Raw genomic sequence first — 17,362 nt, forward strand, 5'->3', positions numbered from 1 at the left:
CTGCCGTATTGCGGCAAGCGCAAGCGAAAATCCGCTCGCGGCCCCCATGCCGCGGGTCTGGGGATTGCGGATCTCGACAAGGCCCCGATCCGGAAGGCCGCCTGCGAACACGGCATCCAGACCGTCCGCTTCGCCGTCGGCGGCCGGATCGCCGCCCGACGGCTGCGACGACTGGGACGGCTGGGCCAGCGGTTGGGACGACGGCTGGGACGCCGCCTGGGCCGGCGGTTGGGGCGCATCCCACTGCCAACGCTGCTTGCGCGGGACGAGGCCCGGCCCGTCGGCGTTCTCGATGCGCGCGATGGTTTCGCGCAGCGCAAAAAGCTGCTCGCGCGCCAGGGCAGACGTTGCCATGACGTTCATTCCTCTGTTTGTTCCTGTTATGTTCTTATGGATTCCAGAACCGGGAAAAAGAGTCAACGGCAATTTGCGCCGGAGCGATCACATCTGGCCGCGATCTTTGCGGCCAAACGAAGCGGAGCCTGCAGGCTTTTGAAATGAAAGGATAAAATGATCCATGGCAAAGGCAGCCCTCGCCGGCCGGTTGCGTCCGTCCATTCGCGTTTGGTCCTCCCGCTGCGACGGCGGGGACGCGGGTGCCGCCGTCGTCCTTCAGGCCAGGGTGCGGGCGGAGAGATCCGTGCGCGCGGCGTCGAGGCCGGTCGCTGCCCGATAGATCTGTCGCACCGTGTCGGCAAACAGTCGGGTATCGGGCCTGAGACAGCCGGCGGCCCGGCCGAGGACATGCAGGCCGGGCGCGGCGGCGCCCCATCCCGTCAGCCGCCCGTCGTCTTCCACCTGCATGGCCGTTCCCGGTTCGCCCAGCAGGCCGTCGGCCGGCTGGGCGACGTCTTCCCTGCAGTCGATCAGTCGGCCGGGCATGACGTCTGTCTCTTGGCTGCCCCTTCGCCTGACGAAGACGCCGTCCGCCGCCACGCCGAGGATGCGGGCGTCGACCAGCTCGGTCGCCGGATGGCGCAGGTCCCGCAGGAGCCTGCCGTGCAGCTCCGGCGCGATCCTCTCGGAGTGGATCCGGTGCACGGTGCGCAGATGGCGCCAGTAGCGCTTGCGCGCTTCGGGCGGAAGCGCGCGCCAGAGGGCGGGCCACTGGCAGTTCAGGCCATCGATCATCGCCTGCCAGCTGCCGCCGGCTTCGACGGTGCGGGCGCCGTCGGCGCGCAGGTGGCGCAGCGTCTCCGCAAGCCCCGTCGCTGCCGACATCGCCGGCGTCAGCGGGTCGAGGAGCGTGGCTGCATGCGGCTCGGGAATGCGGCCGCCGTCGGAGAGGATGCGTATCGGGCCGGCATGGCCGCTTGCCCGCAGATGCAGCAGGATCGCCGCCATGCGGGGTCCGTCCCCGGCCAAAAGAAGAGGCGCGTCGGCCTTGCGTTCCCTGCTCCAGAGAAGCCGCTCGGCCGCCTGCCAGGAGGCGGATTCCCCGCCTTGCCTGCCATGCCCGGTCGCAAGGAAGACCTGGTCGAACGCCATTTCCTCGCCGTCGTCGAGCGTCAGGCAGAGACGGCCCCCGGACGCCGTCCGAACGGCGGTGACGGCGGCGGAGACGGTCTGCACCGTCGTGTCGCGGCGGGCGGCAAAGGCCTCGCCGAAACGGGCGGTCAGATAGTCGCGGAAGACCGAGCGCGGCACGTAGACGTTCTCGAAGCCGCGAAGTGCGAGGACGGCGCCGCGCCCGCCGCCCAGGCCGGACTTCAGCCAGTCGACGAAATCCAGCGGCCGGTCGGCGAGCGCGGACAGCTGGCCCGCCCGCTCGCTCATCAGCGCCTGCCCGGCGGGGCCGTTGCCGAAGCTCTGGGGAAAATCGGCTGCGTCGATCATCCAGAGGTGGAAGGGTCGGCGCAGGCGGCGCAACAGCGCGATCGCCGTCGCCATCCCGGCCGGACCGCGCCCGACGATGGCCAGGCGCGGGTGGCCGTCGGCCGGCTGCTTCGAAGGGGTCGTCCTGATGGCGTTGCGAGAAGACATGCCGTTCTCTCCCTTGCTTGCGCATCCTCCGGTCCTGTCCCCTGGCCGGGCCGACCGCCGGCGCGGGAGGGCCGACGGCGGCCGCCCGGCATTCGGGGCATGGCCGCCAGCAGCGCAGGGAGGCATGATACCGTAGTTTTCTATAAAATCTATAGATTATTATGCCGTGCTGCGGAAAGCCGGCTCGGCAAGGCTGCCGGTACCGGTCGCACGTGTACCCGGTCTGTGCGCCCGCGTGCGGCGCGCCCGTGCATGCCATTCAGCCTCGGGAAGCCGGTCTCGCGAGGGGAACCGATCGAGAGGACGGCGGCCGTGTCGCTCTTCTGCTCGGCGGCGGCTGGACCGCGGAGGTCCCGCTTCCTGTCGCCGGCGCGTTCAGCCGGCCGGCAGCGTCACAGGGCAGCGTCACAGGGCAGCGTCATAGGGGATGCGCCGAGAAAGGGGCGTCACTTTCGCGATCGCCCGGTGCGGGCATCGCTTTCGAACGGCGTCTCGCGCGGCACGGGCGGCCGGATCGCCGCAATGAACGCGGCTTTTGTCAGTAGAAGATGTGGATCGGCCAGACGGGCGGCTGGCGGGACGGCTTCGGCTGCCGGATCGGCGCGGCCGGTTTCAGGAAGTCCAGCAGGCCCTTGTGCTCGGGCTTCCGCTCCGTGGCGCAGGATCCCTCCGCCGGTTCGTCCCGGCCCGCGTCGCGCGGATGCGGCGAGAAATAGCCAAGCGTCATTCCACCCATATAGAACATGCGCCCACTCCTGGTCGTCCCCGGTCGTTAACGACCGTGACACGATCATGGCGGAAACATGGCGCTTGTCAATAGTCTATAGATTTGGTGTTCTATGGTCGGCCGCGGCGCCGGCCGGCGCACCGGCGTGCTAGCCGGCGGCCTTCACGTCTTCCACCTCGTCATCGACGAGGCCGGCGGCGCCGGGGGCCGCGACGAACTGTTCCAGTGTCATCGTGTCGAGAATGGCGGCGATCGCGTCGCGGACGTCGGTCATCGCGCGGCGAACCTGGCAGGCCTCCGGATCGGCACAGTCGTCGCAGGCCTCGTAGGCGGTGCGGCTGGCGCAGCGGATCGGCGCCAGCGGCCCGTCGAGCACGCGGATGGCATGGCCGATCCTGATCGTGGAGGCGGGATGCGACAGCGCATAGCCGCCGCCCGGCCCCTTCTTGGAGCGCAGGATGCCGGCATTGCGCAGTTCGAGCAGGATCGTGTCGAGGAACTTCTTCGGGATGTTGTTGCGCAGCGCGATCTCGCTGACGAAGGCCGTCTCCCCGGGCGCCAGCCGTGCCAGATCGACCAAGGCCTTCAACCCGTACTTACCCTTCTTCGTCAGCATGTCTGCCTGCTTTCCCGATGCAAAAATGATATCGCGCGGACCGCGCCGGAGCGCGGCCGCCTGCGAGAGAATGCCCGTCTAGCCGGGGGATCGAATGCGCGCCACCCATAAGAATGATTTCGACGCATTTTAGGCACGCAAGTGCTAAAAACATATAAAAAAGATATAATTTACCCGCACAATCCGTGAACGGGTCTATTCCTGGCGTGCATGTCGATGGAAGGGCCGTTCCGCTGTGCGAATCAGCCCCGCGCGAATCACGCCGTGCCGGCGTTTTCCCGCAGGCAGCGGGCCTCGTGCCGGCGGCGCAGTTCGGCCTGCACCTCGTCCTGGAAGTCGAGGACCTGGCTGCGCATTTCGGCCTCGTCGCAGCCGAGCGACAGCAGCTCTTCGGCGAGCTTGCGGCATTCCCCGCGCCAGTAGACGAGCGCCGGCTCGCCATGCAGGGCCTCCAGCTCGGCGGCGCAGCGGCGCACCACCTTCGTCCGCCTGGCGATCGGAAACGGGATCGGCGCCGTGCCGGTCGTCAGGCTGGCGTTTGCGGATGCTGCGCTCATGAATGCTGTCCCCTCGCATGCGGTCGGTCCTGCATACGGGGCGCATGGTTAACGTCAGGTTTCCATTGTGCAATCAGCGTGCCGCCGTGCGACAGGAGCAAACAGGTCGGCCGGCGTGCCCGCTAGAGCAGGGCCGCCGGCGAACCCGCAGCGCCGCTGTCCTTGACCGCCTGCATGACGACGAAGGTGGAGGTGTTGGCGACGTTCGGCAGGCTGGAGATCTTCTCTCCCAGCACTTCGCGGTAGCGGCGGATGTCGGAGGTGCGCACCTTCAGGAGATAGTCGAAGGAGCCGGCGATCATGTGGCATTCCTCCACTTCCTGGATGCGGCGCACCGCACTGTTGAACGCCTCCAGCGCCTTCTCGCGCGTGTCCGACAGCTTGACCTCGGCAAAGGCGACATGGTCGAGGCCGAGCTTGCGCAGGTTGATCTCGGCGTGGAAGCCGAGAATGAAGCCCTCGTCGATCAGCCGCTTCAGGCGTGCCTGGCAGGGCGTCTTTGACAGGCCCACCCGCTTGGACAACTCTGTCACGGAGATCCGCCCGTCCTGGCTGAGGACGTCGAGGATGCGAATGTCGAACTGGTCCAAATCGTCGATCGTCTGCGCCTTCGCCATCCGAATTGCCTTCAAAGTGGGTCTCATTCAGCTTAATCGGACTAATTCGGATCGAAATCAAGTCAACATGGATTTCGCATCGGTGCTACCATTCCAGGGCTGCGAGACGAGGCGCCGGCGAATGCCGGCGAAGCGGCGCGGCCCGGCCGGGCGACCGGTCGCGATGCCCCACCAACCAAGAGCGCCGCCATGAGCAAGACCTCCCCCTCGAAGCAGACCACGATCCCCGCCGGTCGCCCCTTTGCCGATTTCGCCCCGCCGATCCGCCCGCAGGGTCCGCTGCGCCGGGCGATCACCGAAGCCTATCGCCGGCCGGAGGCGGAATGCCTGGCGCCGCTTCTGGAGGCGGCGACCGTGAGCGCCGAACAGCGCGCGGCGATCGCCGCCACCGCCCGCACGCTGATCGCCGCGCTGCGGGCCAAGCACAAGGGCACGGGCGTCGAGGGGCTGGTGCATGAATATTCGCTGTCGAGCCAGGAGGGCGTGGCGCTGATGTGCCTGGCGGAAGCGCTGCTGCGCATCCCCGACACGGCTACCCGCGATGCGCTGATTCGCGACAAGATCGCCGACGGCGACTGGAAGTCGCATATCGGCGGCGGCCGCTCGCTGTTCGTCAACGCCGCGACCTGGGGCCTCGTCGTCACCGGCAAGCTCACCGGCACCGTCAACGACCGCAGCCTGTCTGCGGCGCTGACCCGGCTGATCGCCCGCTGCGGCGAGCCGGTCATCCGCCGCGGCGTCGACATGGCGATGCGGATGATGGGCGAGCAGTTCGTCACCGGCGAGACGATCGAGGAGGCGCTCTCCCGCTCGCGCGCCTTGGAGCAGAAGGGCTTCCGCTATTCCTACGACATGCTGGGCGAGGCGGCGACGACGGCGGCCGATGCCGCGCGCTACTATCGCGACTACGAGAACGCCATCCATGCGATCGGCAAGGCCTCGGCCGGCCGCGGCATCTACGAGGGCCCCGGCATCTCGATCAAGCTGTCGGCGCTGCATCCGCGCTATGCGCGCGCCCAGGCCGAACGCGTCATGGACGAGCTGCTGCCGAAGGTGAAGGCGCTGGCGCTGCTCTCGAAGCGCTACGACATCGGCCTCAACATCGACGCGGAGGAGGCCGACCGGCTGGAGCTGTCGCTGGACCTGCTGGAAAGCCTCTGCACCGATCCCGACCTATCCGGCTGGAACGGCATGGGCTTCGTCGTCCAGGCCTATGGCAAGCGCTGCCCGTTCGTGCTCGATTTCATCATCGATCTCGCCCGCCGCTCCGGCCGGCGCATCATGGTGCGCCTCGTCAAGGGCGCCTACTGGGATGCCGAGATCAAGCGGGCGCAGGTGGACGGGCTTGCCGATTTCCCGGTCTATACCCGAAAGGTGCACACCGACGTCTCCTACATCGCCTGCGCGCGCAAGCTTCTGGCCGCGGCCGACGTGGTCTTTCCGCAGTTCGCCACCCACAACGCCCAGACGCTTTCGGCCATCTACCATCTCGCCGGCCCCGATTTCACCGTCGGCAAATACGAGTTCCAGTGCCTGCACGGCATGGGCGAGCCGCTCTATGACGAGGTGGTCGGCCGCGGCAACCTCGACCGGCCCTGCCGCATCTACGCCCCGGTCGGCACGCACGAGACGCTGCTTGCCTATCTCGTCCGCCGGCTGCTGGAGAACGGCGCCAACTCCTCCTTCGTCAATCGCATCGCCGATCCGGCCGTCTCGATCGACGAGCTCGTCGCCGATCCGGTCGAGGTCGTCCGCGCGATGGCGGTCGTCGGCGCCCGCCACGACCAGATTTCGCTGCCGGCCAATCTCTATGGGGCGCGGCCGAATTCCGCCGGCCTCGACCTCTCCGACGAGACGACGCTCGCCACGCTGACGGAGGCGCTCGAAAAGAGCGCCGCCATCGCCTGGAAGGCCGAGCCGCAGCTTGCGACCGGCGCTGCCGGCGGCGTCACCCGCGACGTGCTCAACCCGGGCGACCGTCGAGACGTGGTCGGCACGGTGACCGAGGCATCCGAGGAGACGGCGCGGGCCGCCGTTTCGCTCGCCGCTGCCGCCGCCCCCCGCTGGGCCGCCGTCTCCCCCGCCGAGCGGGCCGCCAGCCTCACCCGTGCTGCCGATGCCATGCAGGCGCGCATGCCGACCCTGCTCGGGCTGATCGCGCGCGAGGCCGGAAAATCGCTGCCGAACGCCATCGCTGAGGTGCGCGAGGCGATCGATTTCCTGCGCTACTATGCCGAACAGGCCCGGCGCACACTCGGCCCGGCGCATGCGCCGCTCGGCCCGGTCGTCTGCATCAGCCCGTGGAACTTCCCGCTGGCGATCTTCACAGGCCAGATCGCTGCCGCGCTCGTCACCGGCAATCCGGTGCTGGCCAAGCCCGCCGAGGAGACGCCGCTGATCGCCGCCGAAGGCGTGCGGCTGCTGCACGAGGCCGGCATTCCGGCCGAGGTGCTGCAGCTTCTGCCGGGCGACGGCCGGGTGGGCGCGGCGCTCGTCGCCGCTCCTGAGACGGCCGGCGTCATGTTCACCGGCTCGACCGAGGTCGCCCGCCTGATCCAGGCGCAGCTCGCCGGCCGGCTTTCGGCCGACGGGCGGCCGATCCCGCTGATCGCCGAGACCGGCGGCCAGAACGCGATGATCGTCGATTCGTCGGCGCTCGCCGAGCAGGTGGTCTTCGACGTGATCGCATCCGCCTTCGACAGCGCCGGCCAGCGCTGCTCGGCGCTGCGCGTGCTCTGCCTGCAGGACGACATAGCCGACCGCACGCTCGGCATGCTCAAGGGGGCGCTGCACGAGCTGAAGATCGGCCGCACCGACAGGCTCAGCGTCGATATCGGCCCGGTCATCACCGCCGAGGCCAAGGGCATCATCGAGACGCATGTCGAGGCGATGCGCGGCAAGGGCCGCAAGGTCGAGCAGATCGGTCTCGACGCGGCGACCGCCGAGGGTACCTTCGTGCCGCCGACGATCATCGAGCTCGGCAGCCTGACGGAGCTGAAGCGCGAGGTGTTCGGGCCGGTGCTGCACGTGATCCGCTTCAAGCGCGACGAGCTCGACAAGCTGATCGACGACATCAACGCCACCGGCTACGGCCTCACCTTCGGCCTGCATACGCGCCTCGACGAGACGATCGCGCATGTGACGAGCCGGGTGAAGGCGGGCAACCTCTACGTCAACCGCAACATCATCGGCGCCGTCGTCGGCGTCCAGCCCTTCGGCGGCCGCGGCCTCTCCGGCACCGGGCCGAAAGCCGGCGGCCCGCTCTATCTCGGCCGCCTCGTCAGGACCGCACCGATCCCGCCGCAGCACAGCTCGGTGCACACCGACCCGGCGCTGACGGATTTTGCCCGCTGGCTCGGCCAGCGCGGCATGAATGCGCAGGCGCAGGCGGCCCGCGACACCGGCAGCACCTCGGCGCTCGGCCTCGACATCGAGCTGCCCGGTCCGGTCGGCGAGCGCAATCTCTATGCGCTGCATCCGCGCGGGCAGGTGCTGCTGGTGCCGCAGACGGAAGGCGGTCTCTACGCCCAGATCGTGGCCGCGCTCGCCACCGGCAATCGGGTCGTGATCGATACGGCGTGCGGCCTGCAGCCGGTGCTGAAGGACCTGCCGGCGAGCGTTGCCGCCCGCATCGCCTGGTCGAACGACTGGGAGAAGAGCGGGCCTTTCGCCGGCGCGCTGGTCGAGGGCGATGGCGAACAGATCCGCGCGGCCAATGAAAGGATTGCCGCCCTGCCGGGCCCGCTGGTGCTGGTGCAGGCCGCCTCGAGCGCGGCGATCGCCGCCGCCAATGCGGAGGCCTATTGCCTGAACTGGCTGCTGGAGGAGGTCTCGACCTCGATCAACACCACGGCCGCCGGCGGCAATGCCAGCCTGATGGCGATCGGCTGAGCCTCGGGCGACGGCGCAGGCGCCCGACCCTTCGGGTGCCGTCGCCGCCCGCCGGACGGCTGCCTCAGCCCGCGGCGATCTCGGCGCTGGCCTCGATGCGCTCCATGTCGTCGTCGGAAAGGCCGAAATGATGGCCGATCTCGTGGATCAGAACGTGGGTGACGATGTCGCCCAGCGTTTCCTCGTTCTCGGCCCAGTAGTCGAGGATCGGGCGCCGGTAGAGGGTGATGCGGTTCGGCATCTCGCCTGTCTCGACGGTAAAGCGCTCGGAGATGCCGCGTCCCTCGAACAGCCCGAGCAGGTCGAACGGGGTCTCCAGCGCCATGTCCTCGAAGACGTCGTCGGTCGGAAAGTCGGAGATCTCGATGATCAGGTTGCCCGTGAGCGCGCGGAATTCCTCCGGCAGGTGACCATAGGCCTCCAGCGCCAGCGATTCGAAGGTGCTGATCGTCGGGGCGTGGCGGTTGCGCCAATCTTCGGTCTGGTCGATGCGGGCCATGAGCGCTCCTTTACATGTCATATAGCATTTCGCCCACGCTTTTCGAGGGATGAATTCCCGCACCCGCCGGGCCGCCGCCAGCGGGGACCGCTCCCGCGATTGCGGGGACGGCCCCTGCGTCGGCCGATCGGCCCGGCAGGCAGATCTTCGATCTGCTCTATATCAAGTATTTGATAATATTTCGTATTTCCTGCGTTGTCGCCAACACGGGTCTTGTCGCGCCAAAATTCCGTGCTCTGCCCATCCTCGTGTTCTTCGGCCGTGGCAGCATCGTTCCGTTCAGCCATCGGATGCACCGCGAGACGTCGCGGCGAGGCGGGGCCGGCGCCCGGTGCCTCGGAAAGGACGCAAGTCCCGGCATCGGGGGTGCGCAGAAAGGCCCTCCTCTGGAGACGGCGGGGTATCCCGAGTTTCGCTCCGGATGCGTCCGGGTGGCGCACGGGCCGCGGACCGAAATCCGCGGAAGCAGAAGGGCAGAGTTGCGGGCAACAACCGCCGAACGGGGCACTGAAAGGTGCACGCTATTGAATTTCAGATGAGGCAGCTCCCGGTGCCCCGTCCGAAACGATGCTCATGCCACGGCGGCTTCCGCACGTGAACGCGGGCGCATACCCTGTTCCTTGTTCTGCAATGGCCGGTCAGCGCTGCCGCAGCGCGGTAACCTCGATCTCGATCAGCATTTCCGGCTTGATCAGGTCGCAGACGATCATCGTCGCGGCCGGGCGGATTTCGCCGAAGGCCTCGCCGAGGATCGGGAAGACGATGTCGGCGAACGACGCGTCCGTCACGTAGTAGTGGCAGCGCACCACGTCGGCGAGGGCAAAGCCCGCCTCGTCCATGGCCTTGCGGATGGTCGCGAGGCAGTTGCGGGTCTGCGCCTCGACGCCGTCCGGCATCGTCATGGTGGCATAGTCGTAGCCGGTCGTGCCGGAGACGAAGCACCAGTCGCCCTGCACCACCGCCCGCGAATAGCCGGCGGTGCGTTCGAAGGGCGATCCGGAGGAGACCAGGCGGCGCATGTCCGAAGGGCCGCTCAGGCCCAGGGGCGGGCTGCGGCGGTGGTTTTCTCGAAGCTGTCGATCGCGGCCGACTTCTCGAGCGTCAGGCCGATGTCGTCGAGGCCGTTCAGCAGGCAGTGGCGGCGGAAGGCATCGATCTCGAAGGCGATCTTGCCGCCGTCGGGACCGGAGATTTCCTGCGCCTCGAGGTCGACGGTCAGGACGGCGTTGGAGCCGCGGCTGGCGTCGTCCATCAGCTTCTCGAGGTTCTCGGGGCTGACGACGATCGGCAGGATGCCGTTCTTGAAACAGTTGTTGTAGAAGATGTCGGCGAACGAGGTGGAGATGACGCAGCGGATGCCGAAATCGAGGAGCGCCCAGGGGGCATGCTCGCGCGAGGAGCCGCAGCCGAAGTTGTCGCCGGCGACGAGGATGCTGGCGTTCTGGTAGGCGGGCTTGTTCAGCACGAAATCCGGGTTCGGCGAGCCGTCCTCGTTGTAGCGCGCTTCCGCGAAGAGACCCTTGCCGAGACCGGTCCGCTTGATGGTCTTCAGGTAGTCCTTCGGAATGATCATGTCCGTGTCGATATTGACGACGGGCAGGGGCGCGGCGACGCCGGTCAGCTTGACGAACTTGTCCATGACGTGAACCTCGATTGCGATGCGGATCGTTCCGGGTTTGCGTTTAGTGCAGTTTCACGGGGAATTGAAGAAGAATCTTGCGCCGGAACGCAGATCGGGGCCGCCGGGGACCGGCGGCCTGCCCGGGTGAAAGACCCGGTTGGCAATCAGAGGTCGATGATCGTGCCGCGGCCGTCGTTCCAGACGCGCGGCTCGCGCTGGCCGGGCTTGCCGGTGCGGGCGTAGACCCTGGCGCGGACGGGCGTCGGCTGGAGTTTCGCAGAGATCCAGCTCCCCAGCATCACGACCGAGGCGATGCCGGCGAGGGCGAGCCCGATCGAGGCGGCGAAGACGAGCGTCGCGCCGGCGATGACGATGGCTGCGGTAGCGAGGAAGATGGAGCGGATGCTTTGCATGACTGGCCCTTTCTCTGGAAACGAATGTGGGCAGTGAATGTGTTCATTACAAGGCTGTGACAGTCGCGCGGGGAGAGCCAGAATGTCGCAGTTTGCGGATCGTCAGTTCGGCCCCGACATCCCGGCGGGCCCTTGCCGATTTGCCGGAAGCGGGGCATGAAGACGTCATGAACACGCCGTTCCAGAATCATCCGCTCCGTGTGCGCCGGTCGCTGCTCAGCGTCCCGGCCAGCAATGCGCGGGCGCTGGAGAAGTCGAAGACGCTCGCCTGCGACGGGGTAATCTTCGATCTTGAGGATTCCGTGGCGCCGGAGAAGAAGGCGGAGGCGCGCGCGGCGCTGAAGCGGCATTTTTCGACGCTCGATCGCACCTGTGGGCGCGAGCATATCGTCCGCGTCAACCCCCTGTCGGAGGACGACGGCGCCGCCGATCTCGAGGCGGTGCTCGAATGCGCGCCCGATGCGGTGCTGCTGCCGAAGGTCTGCGAGCCGCAGGACGTGCTGGCCGTGGCGGACTGGCTGAGCGAGCAGGGCGCCGACGACGGCCCGCGCCTGTGGGCGATGATCGAGACGCCGGCGGCGATCCTCAACATCGCCGCGATCGCCGAGGTCGGGCGCACCAGCGGCAGCGGACTGGACTGCCTGGTGATCGGGCTCAACGACCTGCGGCTTGCCACCGGCATTGCCGACATGCCCGGCCGCCCCTATCTCGTGCCGCTCCTGATGCAGGCGATCGTCGCCGCGCGCGCCTCGGGGCTGGACATCATCGACAGCGTGCACAACGACTTTGCCGATCTCGAAGCCTTCGCCGCCGAATGCGAGCAGGGCCGGCAGATGGGCTTCGACGGCAAGATGCTGATCCACCCGGCCCAGATCGACGGCGCGAATCGGGCCTTCGGCGTCCCCGCGGCCGCGGCCGCCGCCGCGCGCGCCATCGTCGCAGCCTTCGCCCTGCCGGAGAGCGCCGGCAAGGGCGCCCTCAACCTCGACGGCCGCATGGTGGAGCGCCTCCACCTCGCGCAGGCACAACGCCTGCTCGCCAAGGCAGACCTCATCGCAGACAAAGAGAAGTCCCCATGAAAGTCTATCGCTTCCTCACCGGCCCCGACGACGCCTCCTTCTGCCACAAGGTGACGCTCGCCCTGAACAAGGGCTGGTCGCTGCACGGCTCGCCGACCTACGCCTATAATGCCGAAACCAAGCTGATGCAGTGCGGCCAGGCGGTGGTGAAGGAAGTCGAGGGCAAGGAATATCACCCCGACATCAAGCTCTCGGAGCAATAACCGCTCCCGCCACCCGCTTCCGGCGGCGTCAGGTTTCGGCAATGTGATTTCGGTCGGGCTCAGCCCGCCCGAGGGGCATCGAAGACGATCCGCGCCTCGAGGCCGCCGCTGCGTCCCTCCGGCGGCGAGACCAGTTCGAGGCGCGCCTGCATCTGCGCCAGAAGCCGCTCGGCGATCGAGATCCCCAGCCCGGATCCCTTGGCCGCGGTCGGACCGCGGCCGAAACGCCTGCGGATCATGTCCAGCTCCCAGTCGGCGAGCCGCGGGCCGTCATTGACGATCCGGACCGTGCCGTCGCGATCGAGAAACACATCGACCGGTGCCGCCGCCGTGCCGTGCACCAGCGCGTTCTCGATCAGGTTGCGCAGCGCGATCGCAAAGCCGTCCTCGCTCGCCGCGCGGCGGAGGGTGGCGCCGTCGGTGCGGTGAAGCCGCAGGCGCCCGGCTTCGTCGGGGTCGCGCTGGAAGTCGAGCACCACCAGCTCCAGCACGCGGGCGAGGTCGACCGGCGTCTCGGCCGTGCCGAGCCCGGCTTCGGCGCGGGCAAGCTGCAGCAGCTTCTCCGCCAGATGGCCGAGCTTGAGGAGCGAGGCCTCGATCTGGCGGGCGCGGGCCTTCTTCGGCCCTGCCGGCAGCTCGTCGATCAGCACCTGGGTCTGGGCCAGGGCGCCGGCGATCGGCGTGCGCAGCTCGTGGGCGCTGTTGGCGGTGAACTCCCGCTCGGCGTCGAGCGCGGCCTTCAGGCGCGCCAGCAGCAGGTTGACCGAGCGGACGATCGGCAGCAGTTCCTGCGGCAGGCCCTCGCGGGCGATCACGGCGAGGTTGCCGCCGTCCTTGCTGGCGATCGCCTGGCGCAGCTCGTCGATCGGGGCGAGCAACCGGCGCACGATGAACCAGACGAGCGCGATGCTCACCGGCACCAGCAAGAGCACCGGCAGAAACAGCGCCGTCGCGCCCTCGATCAGGGCCTCGCGACGGTTGGCGAGCGCATCGGCCACCTGCAGGTAGAGCCGGTCGCCATCGCCGGCGGTGACGGCGGTATAGAACTTGTGGGTGTCGTCGCCCCAGAACCCCTGCCGGAGCGGGGCGTCGAAGGGCGCCGCCGGGGCGTCGTGCGAGCGCAGCAGCACGGCGCCGCTGTCGTTGCGCAGCTGATAGGTCAGGTATTCCTCGCCGGATGCCGGCACCACGTTCTCGAACCGGGCGTTCGAGCCGGCCGCGTCGCCGCGGTCCACGTCGTCGGCGACCAGGATCAGCAGGCGCTCGGCCGTCTCCTGCAGGGCGCTGTCGAAGATCTCGGCGAATTCGTCCTGCATGACCATGACGCCGAGGCCCGCGGCGAGCAGCCAGAAGCAGGCGAGCGCGCCGGAGAGCGCCAGCGTCAACTTGCGGGTGATGCTGCCTTCCCTCATGCCGAGGTCCCGAGTCGGTAGCCGACGCCGCGCACGGTGAGGATGTGGTCGTGGCCGAGCTTCTTGCGCACGCGGCTGACATAGACCTCGACCGTGTTGCTCTCGATCTCCGAGCCGAAGGCGTAGAGCGCCTCCTCGATCTGCCCTTTGGAGACGGTGGCGCCGGGGCGGGCGAGCAGCGTGTCGAGCACCGCCCATTCGCGCCCCGAAAGGATGATCTCCCGGCCGTCGGACACGATCCGGCGGTCGGCCGGGCCGATTTCCAGCGGGCCCAGGCGAATGACCGGGGAGGGGTTGCCGCCATAGCGGCGGGCGACGGCGAGCATGCGGGCGGACAGTTCGCCGAGGTTGAACGGCTTGACGAGATAGTCGTCGGCACCGCTGTTCAGCCCCTCGATGCGGTCGGAGATCTGGTCGTGCGCGGTCAGGATGATCACCGGCGTCCGGTCGCCGGCCTCGCGCAGGGTTCTGAGGAAGGCGATGCCGCTGCCGTCCGGCAGGCGCAGGTCGAGCAGGATGAGCGCGTAGTTGACCGCCTTTGCCGCGGCACGGGCGTCGTCGAGCGCGCGCACCCAGTCCACGGCATGGCCACCGGCGGCGACATGGTCGCGCACCGCCTCGCCGAGGATGGCGTCGTCCTCGATCAGTAGCACCCGCATATGGCCTCCCTCCGCAAGCGCGTCCGAGGCGGACGCGCCGGCGCCCATCGTCCGGATTTTTCCGGCCGCGATCAAGCCGTCTTGCACCGTGGTCACCGGCATCAGCTGGAAGATTCGTTGCGGCACCGGGACAGGACGTCCAGGGATGGGTCGTAGATGCGGGTTTCCACCGCCATCAGCCCCAGCACCGTGTGGAAGAGATTGTCGTGCGAGGCGGGCTCGCCGGCGCGCTGCCGGAGGCAGGCGCCATTCACCGCCGCACGGTCCTGTCCGCCGAGCCAGAGGACGAAGGGGACCTGCGTCTGCTCCTTCGGCGCGATCATGTAGGGGGCACCGTGGAGATAGAGCCCGTTCTCGCCGAGCGATTCGCCATGGTCGGACATGTAGATCATCGAGGCGTCGAACCGGTCCTGATGGTTCTTCAGCATATCGATGACGGTCGCCAGCACGTGGTCGGTATAGGCGATCGTGTTGTCATAGGCATTGACGATCTCTTCGCGGCTGCAATCGGCGAACTCGGCCGTGCGGCAGTCGGGCGTGAAGCGGCGATAGGCGTCCGGATAGCGCTCGTAGTAGGAGGGGCCGTGGCTGCCGAGCTGGTGGATGACGAGCACGCTGTCCCTGGTCACGCCGTCGAGCCAGGGTCCGAGCCGGTCCAGCAGGATGCCGTCCTTGCATTCGCCGTCTGTGCAGAAACGGGGATCGGCGCTGTCGGGGAGGAAGCGGTAGGTGACCCGGTCGGCCACGCCCTTGTCACCGGTGTTGTTGTCCCACCACTCCGCGGCAATGCCCGCATGCGACAGCACATCGAGCAGGCTCTCCGTCGACAGTCCCTTGCGGTGGGTATAGGTGGCGCGGGTATAGATGGAGAACATGCAGGGCAGCGACACGGCCGTCGCGGTGCCGCAGCTCGTCGTGTCGGGGAAATAGGTGACGTCGCGCGCCGCGAGCTCGGGCGTCGTCGGGCGTCCGTAGCCGCCGAGCGAGACGTTCTGCGCCCGTGCCGTCTCGCCGGCCACGACGACCACCACCTTCGGCTTGCGACCGGCCGGGGCCGCCACATGCGCATCCCGGCCGAGCGGCTCGACGACGATGTTCGCCTCGCCCTCGGTGCTGGCCGCATAGCGCACGGCGCCGACGATCGGGCCGATCGGGTTGAGGCTCGCAAGCCAGTCGTGATGGGTGCGGCTCGTCGTGATCAGCAGGCGCATCTGCGTCGAGGCCGCCAGGACCGCGACCAGCAGCAGCGGCAGGACGAAGAAGGAATTGAACCTTGCCTTGGCCAGGAAGGGCCGGTGCGTGACGCGGACCCAGGCGACCAGCAGCGACGGGACGATGCCGAAGAGCACGATGTGCCAGACGAAGGCGGGCGTGATCAGGTTGCCGGCTTCGGCATGGGTCGTCTCGGCGGCGTTGCGGATCATGTCGACATTGATGACGACGCCGAAGCGATCCATGAACCAGGAGGCGCAGGCGCTGGCGAGAATGAGGAAGATGAACAGCGGCTTGGCGACGAACCGCATCGAAAGGGCGATGCAGACGGCCAGAAGCAGGGCGACAAGGCCGACCGCGAAGACCGCCAGGGCCTGCGGCGTGCCGCCGAAATAGAGCGCCGTCTTCGCCCAGAAGGTCCGGTTTGCGGTTGCGACGACGAACAAAACGACGAGAAAACTCAGGGCGATCGCGCCGATCGACGGGCGAAGGCTGCGCCCGCTCGCGGCGAGGCTGTCCGTGATGGTCGCCATGGGTGGCCTTTTCGCTCCGATACGCTTTCAGTTCTTCGCGCCACCCGCGGCATTGGAGAGCGATGCGCGGCCCGGCGAGGGACGGGACGGCAAGACGCGCGCCGGCCGGTCCGTTCCGATTTTTCGGGAAACTGGCGGAGGAAACTGACAGCAACCTGAACGCGGCCGGGCCGCGAGAGCGCCCGCCGTCTGCCGGCTGGCGGTCCTCCGCCTCCGTCGCGCGGCGAGAAAGCGCTTGCTGGCGAATTTGTAGGCGGCCGGCGCGCTTGACTCGTTTTTGTGCGAAACCTATGAATTTTTGAACCAATTGGTCAAAGTAAGGGGAACGAAAACATGACGGGCAGCCTTCAGATCAAACGCCGCACGGTTCTTGCCGGCGGTCTCGTCCTCGGTGCCGGCGCCTTCCTGCCGCAGGCACGCGCGCAGGCGCCGCTGAAGGTCGCGGGCATCCACGCCTCGCCGGTCGAAAACGCCTGGAACTCGCGCCTGCACGAAGCGCTGCAGGCGGCCGCCAAGGACGGCGTGATCGAATACACCTTCTCCGAGGGCGTCTCCGGCACCGACTATCCGCGGGCGATGCGCGAATATGCCGAACAGGGCAACAAGCTGATCGTCGGCGAGTCCTACGCGGTCGAGCGCGAGGCGCGGCAGGTCGCGGCCGACTATCCGGACACCGCCTTCCTGATGGGCTCGAGCGGCGATGCCGCCGGCGACAATTTCGGCGTGTTCGGCACCTGGAACCATGACGGCGCCTATCTCGCCGGCATGCTGGCCGGCAAGATGACGAAGTCCAACGTCGTCGGTTCGGTCGGGGCGATCCCGATCCCCGAGGTCAACATGCTGATCAACGCCTTTGCCGCCGGCGTGAAGGCGGTCAATCCCGACGCCAAGCACCTCGTCTCGTTCATAGGCACCTTCTTTGACCCGCCGAAGGCGCGCGAGGCGGGCCTGGCCCAGATCGACGGCGGCGCCGACATCCTGTTCGGCGAGCGCATCGGCACCGCCGACGCCGCCAAGGAGCGCGGCATCAAGTCGGTCGGCTCGCTGCTCGACTACACCCCGCGCTACCCCGACACGGTCTTCGCCAATGCCATGTGGTACTTCCGGCCGATCCTCGATGCGGCCGTCGCCGACGTCAACGCCGGCAAGCCGGTCGGCAAGAGCTACACCGCCTTCGGGCTGATGAAGGAAGGCGGCAGCGACATCGTCTACGTCAAGGGCGTGGCGCCGGCCGATGCGGAAGCCGCGATGGAGACCAAGCGGGCCGAGATCAAGGCCGGCACCTTCGAGGTGCCGATCATGATGGAAGAGCCGAAGTAAGCAGACCTGCGCCCGTGCCC

General features: G+C 68.1%; 16 protein-coding genes. 4 read left to right on the forward strand and 12 right to left on the reverse strand.

Annotated features, from left to right (window positions below; all coding sequences use genetic code 11):
- Nucleotides 1-612: 612 nt before the first annotated feature.
- The 5 genes from P0086_RS11310 to P0086_RS11330 all read right to left on the reverse strand — a co-directional run bounded on the left by P0086_RS11310 (nt 613) and on the right by P0086_RS11330 (nt 4,500).
- Nucleotides 613-1,983, reverse strand: a complete 1,371-nt coding sequence (locus P0086_RS11310) for an FAD/NAD(P)-binding protein (protein ID WP_275785464.1) — start codon at nt 1,981-1,983, stop codon at nt 613-615.
- A gap of 538 nt (nt 1,984-2,521) precedes the next feature.
- Nucleotides 2,522-2,728: a hypothetical protein gene (locus P0086_RS11315; RefSeq protein ID WP_275785466.1), complete on the reverse strand. Its 207-nt coding sequence runs from the start codon at nt 2,726-2,728 to the stop codon at nt 2,522-2,524.
- 130 nt (nt 2,729-2,858) lie between these two features.
- The gene (locus tag P0086_RS11320; RefSeq protein WP_112596762.1) at nt 2,859-3,326 is read right to left on the reverse strand and encodes an Rrf2 family transcriptional regulator; all 468 of its coding nucleotides are present in this window, start codon (nt 3,324-3,326) and stop codon (nt 2,859-2,861) included.
- 257 nt (nt 3,327-3,583) lie between these two features.
- Nucleotides 3,584-3,883, reverse strand: a complete 300-nt coding sequence (locus P0086_RS11325; RefSeq protein ID WP_112614129.1) for a DUF6074 family protein — start codon at nt 3,881-3,883, stop codon at nt 3,584-3,586.
- Between the two features lie 122 nt (nt 3,884-4,005).
- The gene (locus tag P0086_RS11330) at nt 4,006-4,500 is read right to left on the reverse strand and encodes an Lrp/AsnC ligand binding domain-containing protein (RefSeq protein ID WP_112596759.1); all 495 of its coding nucleotides are present in this window, start codon (nt 4,498-4,500) and stop codon (nt 4,006-4,008) included.
- Nucleotides 4,501-4,689: 189 nt separating this feature from the next.
- Here P0086_RS11330 and putA point away from each other — a divergent pair, with 189 nt between their 5' ends.
- The gene (gene putA, locus P0086_RS11335; RefSeq protein WP_275785469.1) at nt 4,690-8,391 is read left to right on the forward strand and encodes a trifunctional transcriptional regulator/proline dehydrogenase/L-glutamate gamma-semialdehyde dehydrogenase; all 3,702 of its coding nucleotides are present in this window, start codon (nt 4,690-4,692) and stop codon (nt 8,389-8,391) included.
- A 64-nt stretch (nt 8,392-8,455) separates the two neighbouring features.
- Here the strand turns inward: putA and P0086_RS11340 are convergent, their stop codons facing one another.
- From P0086_RS11340 to P0086_RS11355, 4 genes are all read right to left on the reverse strand, one after another.
- Nucleotides 8,456-8,890: a metallopeptidase family protein gene (locus P0086_RS11340; protein WP_112599404.1), complete on the reverse strand. Its 435-nt coding sequence runs from the start codon at nt 8,888-8,890 to the stop codon at nt 8,456-8,458.
- Between the two features lie 638 nt (nt 8,891-9,528).
- Entirely contained in the window at nt 9,529-9,909 is a 381-nt protein-coding gene (locus P0086_RS11345) for a RidA family protein (RefSeq protein WP_275785471.1), read from the reverse strand.
- A gap of 14 nt (nt 9,910-9,923) precedes the next feature.
- On the reverse strand, nt 9,924-10,529 hold the full coding sequence (gene leuD, locus P0086_RS11350; protein ID WP_112614121.1) for a 3-isopropylmalate dehydratase small subunit: 606 nt from the start codon (nt 10,527-10,529) through the stop codon (nt 9,924-9,926).
- Between the two features lie 146 nt (nt 10,530-10,675).
- Nucleotides 10,676-10,924 (reverse strand): hypothetical protein, encoded by a 249-nt coding sequence (locus P0086_RS11355; protein ID WP_112610555.1) that lies wholly within the window; start codon nt 10,922-10,924, stop codon nt 10,676-10,678.
- A 167-nt stretch (nt 10,925-11,091) separates the two neighbouring features.
- Between P0086_RS11355 and P0086_RS11360 the strand changes: the two genes are divergently transcribed.
- Nucleotides 11,092-12,003 carry a CoA ester lyase gene (locus P0086_RS11360; protein ID WP_275785474.1) on the forward strand — a complete coding sequence of 304 codons (912 nt, stop codon included), beginning with the start codon at nt 11,092-11,094 and terminating at the stop codon, nt 12,001-12,003.
- Nucleotides 12,000-12,206: a DUF1737 domain-containing protein gene (locus tag P0086_RS11365; RefSeq protein WP_112599409.1), complete on the forward strand. Its 207-nt coding sequence runs from the start codon at nt 12,000-12,002 to the stop codon at nt 12,204-12,206. Before P0086_RS11360 ends, P0086_RS11365 begins: the two co-directional genes overlap by 4 nt.
- A gap of 59 nt (nt 12,207-12,265) precedes the next feature.
- Here the strand turns inward: P0086_RS11365 and P0086_RS11370 are convergent, their stop codons facing one another.
- From P0086_RS11370 to P0086_RS11380, 3 genes are all read right to left on the reverse strand, one after another.
- Complete coding sequence (locus P0086_RS11370; protein ID WP_275785478.1) at nt 12,266-13,618, reverse strand: HAMP domain-containing sensor histidine kinase; 1,353 nt, start codon at nt 13,616-13,618, stop codon at nt 12,266-12,268.
- Nucleotides 13,615-14,277 carry a response regulator transcription factor gene (locus P0086_RS11375; RefSeq protein ID WP_148651660.1) on the reverse strand — a complete coding sequence of 221 codons (663 nt, stop codon included), beginning with the start codon at nt 14,275-14,277 and terminating at the stop codon, nt 13,615-13,617. The genes P0086_RS11370 and P0086_RS11375 overlap by 4 nt, the downstream gene beginning before the upstream one ends.
- A gap of 101 nt (nt 14,278-14,378) precedes the next feature.
- Complete coding sequence (locus P0086_RS11380; RefSeq protein ID WP_275785481.1) at nt 14,379-16,022, reverse strand: phosphoethanolamine--lipid A transferase; 1,644 nt, start codon at nt 16,020-16,022, stop codon at nt 14,379-14,381.
- Between the two features lie 333 nt (nt 16,023-16,355).
- Between P0086_RS11380 and P0086_RS11385 the strand changes: the two genes are divergently transcribed.
- Entirely contained in the window at nt 16,356-17,342 is a 987-nt protein-coding gene (locus P0086_RS11385) for a BMP family protein (RefSeq protein WP_275785484.1), read from the forward strand.
- Nucleotides 17,343-17,362: the final 20 nt, after the last annotated feature.

This window comes from Mycoplana sp. MJR14 (assembly GCF_029210525.1).
Taxonomy (GTDB): Bacteria; Pseudomonadota; Alphaproteobacteria; order Rhizobiales; family Rhizobiaceae; genus Mycoplana.

Excerpts from the sequence above, each read along its gene's own strand:
- P0086_RS11310 (WP_275785464.1), bottom strand. The coding sequence starts at position 1,983 with ATGTCTTCTCGCAACGCCATCAGGACGACCCCTTCGAAGCAGCCGGCC.
- P0086_RS11315 (WP_275785466.1), bottom strand. The coding sequence starts at position 2,728 with ATGTTCTATATGGGTGGAATGACGCTTGGCTATTTCTCGCCGCATCCG.
- P0086_RS11320 (WP_112596762.1), bottom strand. The coding sequence starts at position 3,326 with ATGCTGACGAAGAAGGGTAAGTACGGGTTGAAGGCCTTGGTCGATCTG.
- P0086_RS11325 (WP_112614129.1), bottom strand. The coding sequence starts at position 3,883 with ATGAGCGCAGCATCCGCAAACGCCAGCCTGACGACCGGCACGGCGCCG.
- P0086_RS11330 (WP_112596759.1), bottom strand. The coding sequence starts at position 4,500 with ATGGCGAAGGCGCAGACGATCGACGATTTGGACCAGTTCGACATTCGC.
- putA (WP_275785469.1), top strand. The coding sequence starts at position 4,690 with ATGAGCAAGACCTCCCCCTCGAAGCAGACCACGATCCCCGCCGGTCGC.
- P0086_RS11340 (WP_112599404.1), bottom strand. The coding sequence starts at position 8,890 with ATGGCCCGCATCGACCAGACCGAAGATTGGCGCAACCGCCACGCCCCG.
- P0086_RS11345 (WP_275785471.1), bottom strand. The coding sequence starts at position 9,909 with ATGCGCCGCCTGGTCTCCTCCGGATCGCCCTTCGAACGCACCGCCGGC.
- leuD (WP_112614121.1), bottom strand. The coding sequence starts at position 10,529 with ATGGACAAGTTCGTCAAGCTGACCGGCGTCGCCGCGCCCCTGCCCGTC.
- P0086_RS11355 (WP_112610555.1), bottom strand. The coding sequence starts at position 10,924 with ATGCAAAGCATCCGCTCCATCTTCCTCGCTACCGCAGCCATCGTCATC.
- P0086_RS11360 (WP_275785474.1), top strand. The coding sequence starts at position 11,092 with ATGAACACGCCGTTCCAGAATCATCCGCTCCGTGTGCGCCGGTCGCTG.
- P0086_RS11365 (WP_112599409.1), top strand. The coding sequence starts at position 12,000 with ATGAAAGTCTATCGCTTCCTCACCGGCCCCGACGACGCCTCCTTCTGC.
- P0086_RS11370 (WP_275785478.1), bottom strand. The coding sequence starts at position 13,618 with ATGAGGGAAGGCAGCATCACCCGCAAGTTGACGCTGGCGCTCTCCGGC.
- P0086_RS11375 (WP_148651660.1), bottom strand. The coding sequence starts at position 14,277 with ATGCGGGTGCTACTGATCGAGGACGACGCCATCCTCGGCGAGGCGGTG.
- P0086_RS11380 (WP_275785481.1), bottom strand. The coding sequence starts at position 16,022 with ATGGCGACCATCACGGACAGCCTCGCCGCGAGCGGGCGCAGCCTTCGC.
- P0086_RS11385 (WP_275785484.1), top strand. The coding sequence starts at position 16,356 with ATGACGGGCAGCCTTCAGATCAAACGCCGCACGGTTCTTGCCGGCGGT.